This is a genomic window from Mycobacterium sp. IDUB_24, assembly GCF_055419385.1.
This window is the reverse complement of sequence record NZ_JBVAXO010000004.1, coordinates 400389-414503: the sequence shown is the minus strand read 5'-3', so window position 1 is coordinate 414503 and position 14115 is coordinate 400389. Positions and strand designations below refer to the sequence as shown.

General features: G+C 67.7%; 10 protein-coding genes. 5 read left to right on the top strand and 5 right to left on the bottom strand.

Translation table 11 applies throughout. From position 1 onward, the window contains the following. Window positions 1–12: 12 nt before the first annotated feature. Window positions 13–849, top strand: coding sequence for a DUF5995 family protein (locus ACZYZF_RS17330; protein ID WP_463746453.1), 837 nt, complete (start codon window positions 13–15; stop codon window positions 847–849). 9 nt (window positions 850–858) lie between these two features. On the opposite strand, the gene ACZYZF_RS17325 is transcribed toward ACZYZF_RS17330, so the two are convergent. The 3 genes from ACZYZF_RS17325 to ACZYZF_RS17315 are packed head-to-tail and all read right to left on the bottom strand — an operon-like array spanning window position 859 to window position 4551. After that, window positions 859–1569 carry a siderophore-interacting protein gene (locus ACZYZF_RS17325; protein ID WP_463746452.1) on the bottom strand — a complete coding sequence of 237 codons (711 nt, stop codon included), beginning with the start codon at window positions 1567–1569 and terminating at the stop codon, window positions 859–861. Window positions 1570–1621: 52 nt separating this feature from the next. Next, window positions 1622–2815 (bottom strand): acyltransferase family protein, encoded by a 1194-nt coding sequence (locus ACZYZF_RS17320; RefSeq protein WP_463746451.1) that lies wholly within the window; start codon window positions 2813–2815, stop codon window positions 1622–1624. Beyond that, window positions 2812–4551: a DEAD/DEAH box helicase gene (locus ACZYZF_RS17315; RefSeq protein WP_463746450.1), complete on the bottom strand. Its 1740-nt coding sequence runs from the start codon at window positions 4549–4551 to the stop codon at window positions 2812–2814. Before ACZYZF_RS17315 ends, ACZYZF_RS17320 begins: the two co-directional genes overlap by 4 nt. A 111-nt stretch (window positions 4552–4662) precedes the next feature. Between ACZYZF_RS17315 and ACZYZF_RS17310 the strand changes: the two genes are divergently transcribed. The 3 genes from ACZYZF_RS17310 to ACZYZF_RS17300 are packed head-to-tail and all read left to right on the top strand — an operon-like array spanning window position 4663 to window position 10057. Beyond that, window positions 4663–5202, top strand: coding sequence for an LppP/LprE family lipoprotein (locus tag ACZYZF_RS17310; protein ID WP_463746587.1), 540 nt, complete (start codon window positions 4663–4665; stop codon window positions 5200–5202). Between the two features lie 46 nt (window positions 5203–5248). After that, window positions 5249–8677, top strand: a complete 3429-nt coding sequence (locus ACZYZF_RS17305; protein WP_463746449.1) for a TM0106 family RecB-like putative nuclease — start codon at window positions 5249–5251, stop codon at window positions 8675–8677. A gap of 12 nt (window positions 8678–8689) precedes the next feature. After that, window positions 8690–10057: an FAD-binding oxidoreductase gene (locus tag ACZYZF_RS17300; protein ID WP_463836342.1), complete on the top strand. Its 1368-nt coding sequence runs from the start codon at window positions 8690–8692 to the stop codon at window positions 10055–10057. Here the strand turns inward: ACZYZF_RS17300 and ACZYZF_RS17295 are convergent. Together ACZYZF_RS17295 and ACZYZF_RS17290 are read right to left on the bottom strand one after the other, a co-directional pair. Continuing rightward, on the bottom strand, window positions 10017–11720 hold the full coding sequence (locus ACZYZF_RS17295) for a DHA2 family efflux MFS transporter permease subunit (RefSeq protein WP_463836341.1): 1704 nt from the start codon (window positions 11718–11720) through the stop codon (window positions 10017–10019). The two genes, ACZYZF_RS17300 and ACZYZF_RS17295, sit on opposite strands and share 41 nt — an antisense overlap. Before the next feature lie 79 nt (window positions 11721–11799). Next, a complete protein-coding gene (locus ACZYZF_RS17290; RefSeq protein ID WP_463746446.1) occupies window positions 11800–13098 on the bottom strand; it encodes a multidrug effflux MFS transporter in 1299 nt (432 codons plus the stop codon). 149 nt (window positions 13099–13247) lie between these two features. Between ACZYZF_RS17290 and ACZYZF_RS17285 the strand changes: the two genes are divergently transcribed. Next, window positions 13248–13991 (top strand): hypothetical protein, encoded by a 744-nt coding sequence (locus ACZYZF_RS17285; protein WP_463746586.1) that lies wholly within the window; start codon window positions 13248–13250, stop codon window positions 13989–13991. The last annotated feature ends 124 nt before the right edge of the window (window positions 13992–14115 follow it).

Below are 14115 nucleotides of genomic sequence, written 5' to 3'. Positions count from 1 at the left end.
ATACTTTCGACTATGGCCAACCATCCGACGCCGCTGCCGCCGATCCCGGCCGTCACCAGCATCGCGGAGACGGTGACCGCCATCGACACCATCACGGACTGGGCCGTGGAAAACTCAAGCCGATTGGGCTATTTCGCTGCCTTGTACAAGCGGATCACCATCGCGGTCGGTACCGCCGTCGAGGAAGGGGCATTCGAGGACGGGCCTCGGATGGACCGGCTCGACGCGGCGTTCGCGTCCCGGTACTTCGATGCGCTGAACGGCTACTTCCACCCCGACCGGTATCCGAAACCCACCCGGTCGTGGCGGGCCACTTTCGAGTGGGCCGCCAAACCCGCGCCAATCCTGGTGCAGCACATGCTCGCCGGGGTCACCGCCCACATCGTGCTGGACCTCGGAATCGCGGTGCAGGGTCTGGTCGGGGCCAACAAACTGCCCTCGCTCCACAAGGATTTCGACACCATCAACGCGGTGCTGGCCAGCCAGATCGCCGGGGTGGTCAACGACATCAACGAACTGTCACCGGCGCTGGCCGATATCTATGCCGTGCTCCAACAGCATCAGATCTTCGTCCTCAACGAAGCGATCCGGTCCCTGCGTGACAGCGCATGGCGGTTCGCCACCGTACTGGCGCTGGAACCAGGATTCGCGCGGCCGACCACGATCTGGGCGCGAGACCTACAGGTGAGCCGGCAGGCGCAGGCGGTGTTCGACCCACCCAGCCTGGTCGGCGCCTTCGATCTGGCCATCAAGGAGATCGCCGCGCGAGAGAGCCGCGATGTGGCCCACAACGTCGCGGTACTCGACGAGATCGCCGCAACACCCGCCCCGATCCAGACTGCGCTCTAGAACCGGCCGTCAGGCCGCCCAGTAGGCCTGCGCCTTGATGGATTTGCGCGGGATCCCGTACTCCTCCCGGAATACCCGCGCCACCGCCCGAGTGGTGCGGTTGTCGCAGGCGACCCAGCCGAAGTGGTCGGAGGCGTCGAACGCCGATGCGCTGACGGCTTCGAGCAGACCATCCTGGGCGCGGTCCACCCAGGTGATCTCGGCGTCACCGGTGACCGGGAGTTCACGGTCGTCGTCGTGCCCGGCTTCCAGGAAGACGCGGGCCGGAGCGTCGCCGATCGCGTCCAGCAGAGAATTGATGGCAGGCAGCGAGGCGGTGTCGCCGACGATGACGTACCCCGCCGGCGCCGGCTCGGGCAACGCGAAGTCGCTGCCGAGGACCGTCACCTCCAGGACGTCGCCGGGCTGGGCCGCCGCGGCCCAGCCAGTGGCGATGCCGTCGTGCATGGCGAAATCGATGTCGACGGTTCCGGCCTGCGGATCGGGATTGACCAGCGTGTAGCCCCGCTGATGAGCCTTGCCGCCATTGGGAAACCAGCCCCGCACCCACATCGTCGGGTGGACGTGCTGTTCGGCGAGCAGCCGCTGGGCGCGGAAATGCAGTCTCAGGTAGTTCGGCGTGAACTCGGTAGCGCCGGTCACCGTCAGCTCGTAATCTCCGCCCCGCCAAAGCTTGACCAGGGCTCCTTCCAACCCGCGCGACGCCTTCTGCTCGCCCATGTGCACCTCCCGAAGTTCCCGTTCGTTAGGTAAGCATACCCTAACTACAAGATCAGGAGCGGACGCGCGTGAACCGGTGCAGCAACCAGGCCGCCGGAATGGTGAACACCATCGTGAGCACGAACAGGTTGAACATCGACCCGGTGTAGACCGGATCCCGCATCACCTCGACCATGACCAGTTCCATGATCATCAGGTGGATCAGGAAGATCTCGTACGAGATCTCACCGAGAAAGACCATCGGCCGCGAACCCAGAAACCGGTTGTACCAACCGCGGTCGCCGAGCGCGGGCGGCGCCACCAGCAAGGCCGCGATCACCGCGTAGAAAAACGTCTTGACCAACGCCTCGCTCAACTTGGCGGGCGACGTCGTCGGCTCCCCCGCGAGCGGCGTCGACGCGATGAAATAACACACCACCGCCAACGGCACACACACCATGGCGTAGCCGCGCACTTTCAGCTGCCCCAGCACCGTCAGTGCCATCCCCGCCACGAACCAGGCCATGTACGTGGGCAGCCACAGCCGCGCTCCGTCAGGCAGGCCGGTGGAAACGTGCACGATCGTCAGCCATATCGGCGACACCGCGGCCAGCACCGCCAGGCCGAAGAACAGCAGCCCCGGCCGCCAGCGCCGCCGGCACAACACCACCAGCAGCAGATAAGCCACCAGCGGCAATGCAACGTAGAACGCCGCCTCCACCGCCAGGCTCCACATCTGGGTCAGCCCCTGATGCAGATAGGCGAACAGATAGTTGTCCGTGTAGATCTGGGACAGCGTCAGATTGCGGAACAGGCCCATCCAGGTGTGGCCAGGGTTCGGGCCCGCGGTGCGAAAGTGGTACAGCAGGTAGGCGATCAGCACCGTCACCACATAAGCCGGCATGATCCGCCGGACCCGGTGCCATGCGTAACGGCGGACGGACGGCGGTGTGGCGGCGGTGGCCGCGGCTGGATCTGATTCGCGGCTCGCCGCGGCGACCCAGGGCCGGAACAACAGAAAACCGCTGAGCACGAAGAAGATCGGCACACCTATCTCGGCCCGCGAATACACCAGCCCGAGATAGCCCTGCCCGTACTTGCCGGTCGTGTAGGCCGCGTGGGTCAGCACCACCAGAATGGCGGCCACCGCGCGGATCCCGGTCAGTGACGCGACCCGCGAGGACCCCGGACCCCCGGAGGCCACCGCGTCTACCGACTCGAGGCCACCCTGATCCGACGGCTCCTTCACGCTTCCGGAGACCGTCACTTGGTCTTCCGGTGCGGCTTCCCCGAGCGGTCGCGGTGATCAGGACGGCCCTTGTACTCACGCCGCGGCCCACGGTCGGCGCGTTCGACGTGCTCCGGCTCCAGATTGATCAGCATGCCCGAGATGCGAGTGTTCTCCAGCGCTTTGAGCGTCTTGCTGGGCAACTTCTCGGGCAGCTCGACCAGCGAGTAGTCGCCGCGGATGGTGATGTGACCGAACTCGTTGCGGTGCAGACCGCCCTCGTTGGCAATAGCGCCCACGATGTGGCCCGGCCCGACCTTGTGCCGCTTGCCCACCGAGATCCGGTACGTCGCCAGGCCTTCGGGTCGCGGACGCTCCTTGCGCGGGGGCCGATCATCCCGGTCGCGATCCCGCTCTTTGCGCTTCTCCGGCGGCGGCTCGGTCATCAGGAACTGTTCGCCGTTGCGCGATTGCAACGCGAGCGCCGCGGCGATATCGACCATCGGCACGTCGTTCTCGCGCTCGAAGTCCTCGATGATCCGGCGAAACAACTCCAGCCCGTCGGCGTTGAGCGAGTCGGTGATCGAGTCACGGAACTTGGCCACCCGCTGCGCGTTGACATCGTCGACGCTGGGCAGCTCGGCCTCGATGACCTTCGACCGGGTGTGCTTCTCGATCGACTTGAGCAGGTGGCGCTCACGCGGGGTGACGAAAAGCAGTGCATGTCCGGAACGGCCGGCCCGGCCGGTGCGGCCGATGCGGTGCACATAGGACTCGGTGTCGTGCGGGATGTCGTAGTTGACGACATGCGAGATCCGTTCGACGTCCAGGCCGCGGGCAGCGACATCGGTGGCGACCAGGATGTCGATCGTGCCGTCCTTGAGCGCGGCGATCGTGCGCTCGCGCTGGGCCTGGTTGATATCGCCGTTGATGGCCGCAGCCGCGAAACCGCGGGCCTTGAGCCGCTCGGCGACCTCCTCGGTGGCCTGCTTGGTGCGGACGAACACGATCATCGCGTCGCCCTCTTCGACCTCGAGCACCCGCGTCAGCGCGTCCAGCTTGCGCGCACCGGCCACCTGGATGAACCGCTGCGTGATGTTCTCGGCGGTGGCGGTCTTGGCCTTGACCGTGACCTCGACCGGATTGTGCAGGTATTTGGTGGTGATCTTCCGGATGGCCGGCGGCATGGTGGCCGAGAACAGCGCCACCTGCTTGTACTCCGGAGTGTCGGCGAGGATCCGCTCGACCTCTTCGGCGAAGCCCATGGTGAGCATCTCGTCGGCCTCGTCGAGCACCAGGTAGTCCAGGTTCGACAGATCCAGGGTGCCGCGCTCGAGGTGGTCGATCACGCGGCCCGGGGTACCCACCACCACCTGCGCACCGCGCCGCAACCCGGACAGCTGCACGGTGTAGGACGCGCCGCCGTAGATGGGCAGCACGTTGACCGCGGGCAGATGCGCGCCGTACCGGCCGAATGCCTCCGCTACCTGCAATGCCAACTCACGAGTCGGGGCCAGTACCAGTGCCTGGGTGGCCTTGCTCGACGTGTCGATCTTGGACAGGATCGGGATGGCGAAAGCCGCGGTCTTGCCGGTACCGGTCTGAGCCAGGCCGACCACGTCGGAGCCGGCCAGCATCGCCGGAATGGTCGCGGCCTGGATCGCCGAAGGCGACTCGTAGCCGACATCAGTGACTGCCTTCAACACCGCAGGGTCAATCTGCAGGTCGGCAAACGTTGGGGCGGTATCCCCCGAATCCGGTTCTGGCGAGCTCATCGGTTCAGAAGTCTAGTGCCAATCGACGGGAATCCCGGCCGCGCGCCTGCACAAACCCGCCGCGGGGTCGCGGTAGGTTGCCCAACTGTGAAACGGGTCGCAGTGTTCGCGATGGCTCCCGGGGTCGTCTTGACGGCCGTGCTCACGCTCGCAGGGTGCGGATCGGGCGATTCCACGGTCTCGAAAACCCCCGAGGCCAGCGTCAATCCAGCGCCGGTCCAGGCATCGAAACCTGCCGCGAAGGCCGCCCCCACGACGGCACCACCGGCGGCCGACCCGTGCGCGGTGAACCTGGCCGCCCCCGAGATCGCCAAGGCCGTCTCCGAATTGCCCCGCGACCCCCGCAGCAATCAGGCCTGGAGCCCCGAACCGCTGGCGGGCAACTACAACGAGTGCGCGCAGCTGTCGGCGGTGATCGTCCGGGCCAACACCAACTCCGAACACCCCAACACCCGCGCCGTGTTGTTCCACCTCGGCAAGTTCATCCCCACGGGCGTGCCCGACACCTACGGCTTCAACGGCATCGACAAGACGGGCAGCACCGGTGACACCGTGGCCCTGCAGTACTCCGGCGGACTCCACGGGCTGGCCAGCACGGTGAAGTTCCGCTGGAACGGCGGCGGCGTGGAGTTGATGGGCAACGTGGGCTAGCGCCTTCTTGGCGAGAAGTGTCGGGGCGCTGACCTACAGTGGCACCGTGTTCGTCACCGACGAAGGCGCGTCGGGGCCGACGGTCATCTACAGCGCGTCGGACCTGGCTGCGGCCGCCCGCTGTGAATATGCCCTGCTGCGCTCGTTCGACGCGCGGCTGGGTCGAGGCCCCGCGGTGTCATCTGATGACGAATTGCTTGCCCGCACAGCAGAACTCGGCGACGAGCACGAGCAGCGCCACCTCGAACAGCTACGAGCTGACGCATCACCGTCTGGGGTGACGGTAATCGGCCGGCCCGCCTACACGGTGGCCGGGCTGACATCGGCGGCCGCGGCCACCCTCGACGCGGCACAACGTCGGGATCCGGTGATCTACCAGGCGGCGATGTTCGACGGCCGCTTCGCCGGATTCGCCGACTTCCTGATCTGGGACGGCGCCCGGTACCGGCTGCGGGATACCAAACTGTCCCGGTCGGTGAAGGTCGAGGCGCTGCTGCAGCTCGCCGCCTACGCTGACGTGCTGGCCCGCGCCGGAGTCCCGGTAGCCGACGAGGTCGATCTGGTCCTCGGCGACGGCGCGGTGTCCAGCTACCGCGTCGACGAGCTCCTGGCGGTGTACCGGCCGCGGCGCGGCGCGCTGCAGGCACTGCTCGACGGGCATCTCGCCGCCGGTAGCGCCGTGTCCTGGTCCGACGAAAGTGTGCGGGCGTGTTTCGGCTGCCCGGAATGCGAGCAGCAGATTCGCACCACCGATGACCTCTTCCTGGTCGCCGGAATGCGGGCGAACCAGCGCGCCCGGCTCATCGATGCCGGCATCACCACCACCCATCAGCTGGCCGGCCATACCGGCGCGGTACCCGGGCTGGCCCAGCGCATGGTGACGACACTGACCGGTCAGGCCCGGTTGCAGGTGGCGCCGCGGGTGGAAGCCAAGCCGCCGTATGAAGTCGTCGATCAACAACCGCTGATGCTGCTGCCGGATCCGGACAAGGGAGACCTGTTCTTCGACTACGAGGGCGACCCTTTGTGGACCGTCAACGGGCACGAGTGGGGTCTGGAATATCTGTGGGGTGTCCTCGGGGCGGAGGGCAATTTTCAGCCGTTCTGGGCCCATGACCGGGCCAGTGAACGTCAGGTGCTCATCGATTTCCTGGATCTGGTCCGCAAGCGCCGCAAGCGTTTTCCCAAGATGCACATCTACCACTACGCGCCGTATGAGCGCAGCACCCTGCTGCGGCTCGCCGGCCGCTACGGGGTCGGCGAGAACGATGTGGACGACCTGCTGCGCAACGGCATCCTCGTCGACCTTCTTCCGTTGGTACGCAAGAGCATTCGGGTCGGCACCGAGAACTACAGCATCAAGTCGCTGGAGCCGTTGTACATGGGGACCGAACTGCGCGACGGTGAAGTCACCAAGGCCACCGATTCGATCACCGAGTATGCGCGCTACTGCACGCTGCGCGAGGCCGGTGAGCACGACGAGGCGGCCACCGTGCTCAAGGAGATCGAGGAGTACAACCGCTACGACTGCCATTCCACGCACCGGCTGCGGGACTGGCTGATCACCCGGGCGTTCGAAGCCGGCGTCCCGCCGCGCGGCCCCCAACCGGTACGCGACGGCGCACCGATCGAGAAGGCCGACGCCACCGATCGCAAGCTGCTCAAGTTCGCCGGCGACGGAGTCCAACCACGAACAGCTGAGCAGCAGGCGGTGGCGCTCGTCGCCGCGGCCCGCGGTTTCCACAAGCGTGAGGACAAGCCGTTCTGGTGGGGCCATTTCGACCGGCTCAACAATCCGGTCGACGAATGGGCCGACAGCACAGGTGTTTTCGTTGCGGAACAGGCGCAGGTCGTCACCGACTGGCACACCCCGCCGCGTGCCCGCAAACCGCAACGGCAGGTCCTGCTGACCGGCGCCATCGACGCCGGCGAACTGAGCACCGAGGTGTACGCGCTGTACACCCCGCCGGCACCGGCCGGCCTGTCCGACGACCCGGACCGGCGCGGCTTCGGCAGCGCGACCGTCGTCGGCTGCGACAACCCGGAGGCACCCACCGAGGTGCTGATCACCGAACGCCAACCCAAGGACGGCGACACCTTCGCCCAGGTGCCGTTCGCACTGACCCCCGGGCCACCAGTCAACACCCGCCCCCTGCAGGCATCCATCGACAGCACCGCCACCACCGTCGCCGCGGGTCTGCCGAACCTGCCCGCCGACGCGGTGACCGACATCCTGCTGCGTCGCCCGCCACGCACCGTCAGCGGCCGGACGCTGCCCCGCACCGGTGAGACCGCAGCCGATATTACGGCGGCCCTGCTGGATCTGGATTGCTCCTACATCGCGGTGCACGGACCGCCCGGCACCGGCAAGACCCATACCTCGGCGCAGATCATCGCCCGGCTGGTCAACGAAAACCGTTGGCGCATCGGCATCGTCGCGCAGTCCCATGCGGTGATCGAGCATCTGCTGGAGCAGGTGCTCGACGCCGGAGTGGACGCGGTCCAGGTCGCCAAGAAGCGCAAGGTCGCCGACCCGCGGTGGACCGCGATAGGCGAAAACCACTATCCCGCGTTCATCGCCGACCATCCCGGCTGCGTGATCGGTGGTACCGCATGGGATTTCGCAAATGAGACGCGAGTGCCGCGGCAGTGCCTCGATCTACTGGTGCTCGAGGAAGCCGGCCAGTTCAATCTCGCCAACACCATCGCTGTGGCGCCGGCCGCGCGCAATCTGCTGCTACTGGGCGACCCGCAACAGCTCCCCCAGGTCTGTCAGGGCACCCATCCGGCACCGGTCGACGATTCCGCGCTGGGCTGGCTGGTCGAGGGAGCACACACACTGCCGGCCGAACGCGGTTACTTCCTGGATCATTCGTTCCGGATGCATCCGGCGGTATGCGGGCCGGTGTCGCGACTGTCCTATGACGGCCGGCTGCGCTCGCACGAAAAGGTCAGCGCGGCACGCAAACTCGACGATGTCGCACCCGGCGTGCGCGTGCTCGAAGTGCCGCATCTGGGCAACTCGACCGACAGTCCGGAAGAGGCCGGGGCGATCGTCACGGCCATCACCGGCCTGCTGGGCACCACCTGGACCGACGAGTACGGCAGCACACCGCTGGGGCAGGACCACATCCTGGTGGTCACCCCCTACAACGCGCAGGTGACGACGGTGCGTCGGGCACTCGACGCAGCGGGTCTGACCGACGTGCAGGCAGGCACCGTGGACAAGTTCCAGGGCAGGCAGGCGCCCGTGGTGTTCGTGTCGATGACGGCGTCCTCGGCCGCCGACGTGCCCCGCGGAATCGGATTCCTGTTGAACCGCAACCGCCTCAACGTGGCGATCAGCCGGGCCAAGTACGTCGCCTATATCGTGCGCTCACCGCAGCTCACCGACTATCTGCCCGGACAGCCGGACAGCCTGATCGCACTCGGCGCGTTCCTCGCCCTGACCGATTACGACGGTCTGAGCCTGTGATACACCCGACCCGTGACTGAAACGCTTACCGAAACGCTTGCCGGAATCGTCGGTTCCGGCTATGTCACCACCGATCCCGACGTGCTGGACGGCCGCTGTGTCGACCACACGGGGCGTTACCGCGGACAGGCTGCGGCTCTGGTCCGACCCGGCACGGCCGACGAAGTGGCCGCGGTGCTGCGCGCCTGCCGCGACGCGGGAGCGTGTGTCACGGTGCAGGGCGGCCGCACCTCGCTGGTGGCCGGGACGGTGCCGGAGAACGACGACGTCCTCCTGTCGACCGAGCGGCTCACCGAGATCGACGCAGTCGACACCGTCGAGCGGCGGGTCAGCGTCGGCGCCGGGACACCGCTGGCCGCAGTGCAGCGAGCCGCCGCGGCGGCCGGACTCGTGTTCGGCGTCGACCTGGCCGCACGCGAATCGGCGACGGTGGGGGGCATGGCCTCCACCAATGCCGGCGGCCTGCGCACCGTCCGTTACGGCAACATGGGCGAGCAGGTGATGGGGCTGGACATCGCGCTGCCCGACGGGTCGGTGATCCACCGGCACAGCCACGTGCGCCGCGACAACACCGGCTACGACCTGGCCGCACTGTTCGTCGGCGCCGAAGGCACCCTCGGGGTGATCACCGCCCTGGACCTGCGACTGCACCCCACCCCCACCCACCGCGTCACCGCGATCTGCGGATTCGCCGACCTGGACACACTGGTCGACGCCGGGCGCATCTTCCGCGACCTCGACGGCATCGCCGCCCTGGAACTGATCGACGCCCGGGCCAGTGCGCTGACCGCCGAGCGCCTGGGCGTGGCCGCCCCGGTCGAGGGCGCCTGGCAGTTGCTGATCGAATTGGCCGCAGACAGCGACCAGACCGAACGCCTGGCCGACGCGCTGGAAGGCGCCGCCATCTGCGGCGAACCCGCTGTCGGCGTCGACACGGTTGCCCAGCAGCGCCTGTGGCAGGTGCGCGAATCAGTGGCCGAGGTGCTCGGATTGTTCGGCCCGCCACTGAAATTCGACGTCTCCCTACCGTTGTCGGCGATCCGCGGCTTCGCCGATGCAGCCACCGAATTGATCGCCGGCCATGCACCCGACGCCATTCCGGTGCTGTTCGGCCACATCGGTGAGGGCAACCTGCACCTGAACGTGCTGCGCTGCTCCACCGACGCCGAGCCGGGACTGTACGCCGCGATGATGACGCTGATCGCCGAGCACGGGGGCAACGTCAGCTCCGAACACGGCGTGGGTTCACGCAAGCGCGATTACGTGGCGATGTCTCGCACCGACGCCGACATCGCGGCCATGCGCACCGTCAAAGCCGCATTCGATCCGGGCGGCTACCTCAATCGCGCTGTGCTGTTCGCTCGTCCCGCTCGGCCATGAACTCGGCGTAGATGTTCTCCCACTTCTCGGGGTCCTCAGCCAGCGGCAGCAACCGGAACGAATCGGTCACCGCATCGTCGCCGTCACCGTCGACGCGGTCATGGCTCACGGTGAACTCGACATAGTCGTCGTCATCGTCGTCGCGGGGGTCGAGATAGGGCTCCGGGCTCGGCGCGACCGTGGGCTCGGCGCCGAACCCGAGCAGGAACAACGCCGCCACCACACCGAACAGCGCAACGAACGCAGGCAGCAGCATGGACTGCGACATCGCCGCGGCGAACGGCTCGTGCAGGAACTCCGGCAACTCGGCCACTGCACCCTCACCACGAGGCGCAGCACTTGCCGCACCCGGCAGTTCCGCGCCGATCCGCTGCGTCATGTACGCCGCGATCCCGGCGCTGCCGAGCACCGACCCGACCTGGCGCGTCGCGTTGTACACACCGGATCCGGCGCCGGCCAGGTCCTGCGGCAGGTTGCGCGTCGCGGTGGCCGCCAACGGAGACCAGATGAACGCCATGCCGATGCCCATGACCAACTGCGGCAGCAGCAGCCGCCAGATCGGCGTCGTCGGCGTCATCTCGAACGCCAGCCAGGTCAGCCCGATCGCGATCGCCGAGAAACCGAACCCGATCACCGGTGTCGGATGTGCCCGGTCGACGATGCGGCCCACGACCGGCGCCAACACGCCGCTGGCGATCGCGGTCGGAGCGGTCAACAACGCCGAACGGATCGGCGACAGCCCGCACACGGTCTGCGCGTAGAACATCAACGGCAGGATCATCGCCGTCACCGCGAACCCGACCGTCGCGACGCCGACATTCGCCAGGCTGAAGTCGCGATCCTGGAAGATCCGTAACGGGATCAACGGCTCGCTCGTGTTGACCGCCTGCCAGCACACGAACGCCACCATCACCGCGATACCGACCGCTCCGGTGGCCCACACCCACGGTGCCCAGTCCCGCGACTGGCCCTCCTGCAGCGCGAACACGATCAGGAACATGCCGACGCCGGACAGCACCACGCCGAGGACGTCGAACCGGTGGAGTTGGGTGGGCAGCACCGGCACCAGCCAGACCGCGAGGGCGAGGCCGAGGATCCCGATCGGCACGTTGACGAAGAAGATCCACTGCCAGCCCAGCCCACCGACCAGGACGCCGCCGGCCAGCGGTCCGACCAGGGTGGCCACCCCGGCGGTCGCACCCCACACGCTCATCGCCACGCCGCGCCGCTCCGGCGGGAAGATGCGGGTGATCGTCGACAGAGTCTGCGGGGTCAGCAGGGCCGCCCCGATGCCCTGCACCACGCGGGCCGCGATCAGCATCCCGAGGCTGCCGGCCAGACCGCACCACAGCGAGGCGGCCGTGAACACCGCCAGGCCGGCCAGATAGAGGTTCTTGGGCCCGTACACATCGCCCAGCCGTCCCGCGACGAGCAGCGGCACTGCATAGGCGAGCAGGTACGCGCTGGTGACCCAGATGACGCCGTCGTAGTCGGCGCCGAGCTGCTCCATGATCGTCGGGTTGGCGACCGCGACGATCGTCGCGTCGACCAGGATCATGAAGAAGCCGACCATCATGGCCCACAGCGCGTTCCACGGATTCTCCGGACGCGCGGGCACACTGCCCTGCGGGCTCGGGGTGCGGGCGTTCAGCGCTGGAGACATGTCGAATGTGGTGGGTTGGGCCTGGGTCCGACCTTTGTTGGGTTGTTGGTGGGCGCAGCCGACGCTACCCGGGAGCGGGTCAGGCCGGTTCGACAACCGCCCCTGGAGCTACGTCGAGTGAGTCGCCTGAGTATTCGCCGAGGTCGTCGTCGCCGTTACGCAGACCGACCACCAGCAGCGCCACCAAGGCGATCGCCATTCCCGCCGTCATCACCCACGACAGCGCCAACGCACCATTGCCCAGCGCCCCGATCGCGGGTGCCACCGCGGCACCGAGGCCGAACTGCGCCGCGCCCAGCAGCGCGGCGGCCGTCCCGGCAGCGTCGGGATGCCGCGACAGCGCCACCGCCGGGGCATTGGGGAGCACCAGACCCATCCCGGCCAGGATCGCCAGCACGGGAACGACGAACGCGGCCAGCCCGCCCACGTGCGCGACGGTCAGCACGACGAACACCACCCCGGCAAGGGTCGACCAGCCCAGTGCCGCCACCGTGATGGCCTGTGGCGAGAACCGGCGTAGCAGTACGACGTTGAACTGGGTGGAGCCGATCAGCGCGACCGCGCCCGCCGCGAACACCAGCGCGAATGCCTGCTGGTCCAGGCCGTAGTCGCCCTGCAGGACGAACGGCGCCGCCGAGATGTAGGCAAACAGTCCGGACATGCCCAGAGCGGCGACCAGAACGAGAATGACGAATCGCGCGTCACGCAGAAGCTCGGCGTAGGTGCCGACGATTCCACGCACCGCCAGTGGGCGGCGGTGCGAAACCGGCAACGTCTCGGGTAGGGCGAGCGCCGCCATCGCCAACAGACCTCCGGCCACCACCACCAGTGCGACGAAGACCCAGTGCCAGGACCCGTGCAACAACACGGCCGCCCCCAGCGACGGGGCCAACACCGGGGCGACCCCGAGCACCAGCATCAACCGCGACATCACCGTGGCCGCCACCGTGCCGCTGAACAGATCACCGACCACGGCGATGGCCACCACCGAGGCCGCCGCCGCACCCATGCCCTGCAGACCGCGAGCCACCCCGAGCGTCACGATGTCGGGCGCCAGCACACACAGCACCGAGGCCACCATGTGCAGCACGATGCCCGCCATCAACGGGCGCCGGCGTCCCAGCGAATCCGACAACGGGCCGACGATCAGCTGCCCCAGGGCCAGACCGGCCAGAGTTCCGGTGAGTGTCAACTGCGACACCGAGGAGGAGACCGAGAGCTCCTCGGCGATCCGCGGCAACGCCGGCAGGTACATGTCGATGGTGAGCGGGCCCAGCGCCACCAGGGCGCCAAGGACGAGAATCATCCGGATCCGGCCCGGCATCCGACTGTGCGCAGCTACCGATGTCGTCTGGTCCACGTCGGGCGATGATGCCATGAAGCTGAACAGCCCCGCATCTCGGTTTTTTGTTCCCGTGACAGCCGTCACCCTCGGGCACCGGCAGCCTGTCGTCGTTCGTTCTCCCTGCGTCAGGCCACGGGTTAGCCTGGCAACCAACGATGGGTTCACAACTGGGAGGCCCCGAAGTGTTTGCGCGGTCGAAGTCGCAACTACCGGCGAAGGTCGAGGAGACCGAAGACCCGAGTGCGGCGGCCAAGGTGCTGTCCCAACTGATCGAACGCAGCTCGCGCGTTCAGGCCCCCGCCGTCAAGGCCTACGTGGACCGGTTGCGCAGCCACCAACCCGATGCCACCCCGGCCGAGATCGTCACCCGACTGGAGAAGCACTATCTGGCTGCGGTGATGGCCAGCGGCGCCGCCGTCGGTTCGGCCGCCGCGTTCCCGGGCATCGGAACCCTGGCCGCACTGTCGGCCGTGGCCGGCGAGACGGTGGTGTTCCTGGAGGCCACATCGGTGTTCGTGCTCGCGGTCGCCGAGGTGCACGGCATCCCCGCCGAGCACCGCGAACGGCGCCGTGCGCTGGTGCTTTCGGTCCTCGTCGGCGAGGACAGCAAGCACGCCATCGCCGACTTGCTGGGCAGCGGGCGGACCAGCGGTGCGTGGCTGTCCGACGGCGCAGCAACGCTGCCGTTGCCCGCGGTCTCGCAGCTCAACTCCCGGCTGGTCAAGTACTTCGTCAAGCGGTATACGCTCAAGCGCGGTGCGATGGCTTTCGGCAAGATGCTGCCGGTGGGCATCGGCGCTGTCATCGGCGGGGTCGGCAACCGGCTGATGGGTAAGAAGATCGTTGCCAACGCCCGCCAGGCGTTCGGCGCGCCCCCGCCGCGGTGGCCCGCAACGTTGCATGTGCTGCCGTCCGCTAACCCCTAGGCCCATGGTGACCTCAGGTGGCGCTGAAAGGCGATAGCCTTTATGCGGCGGTCCAGCGGGGTCGACCGCCTACAGAAGAACACAAGCGGCAAGCCTCCTTGTGACGGCGAGCCGGACACAAGAA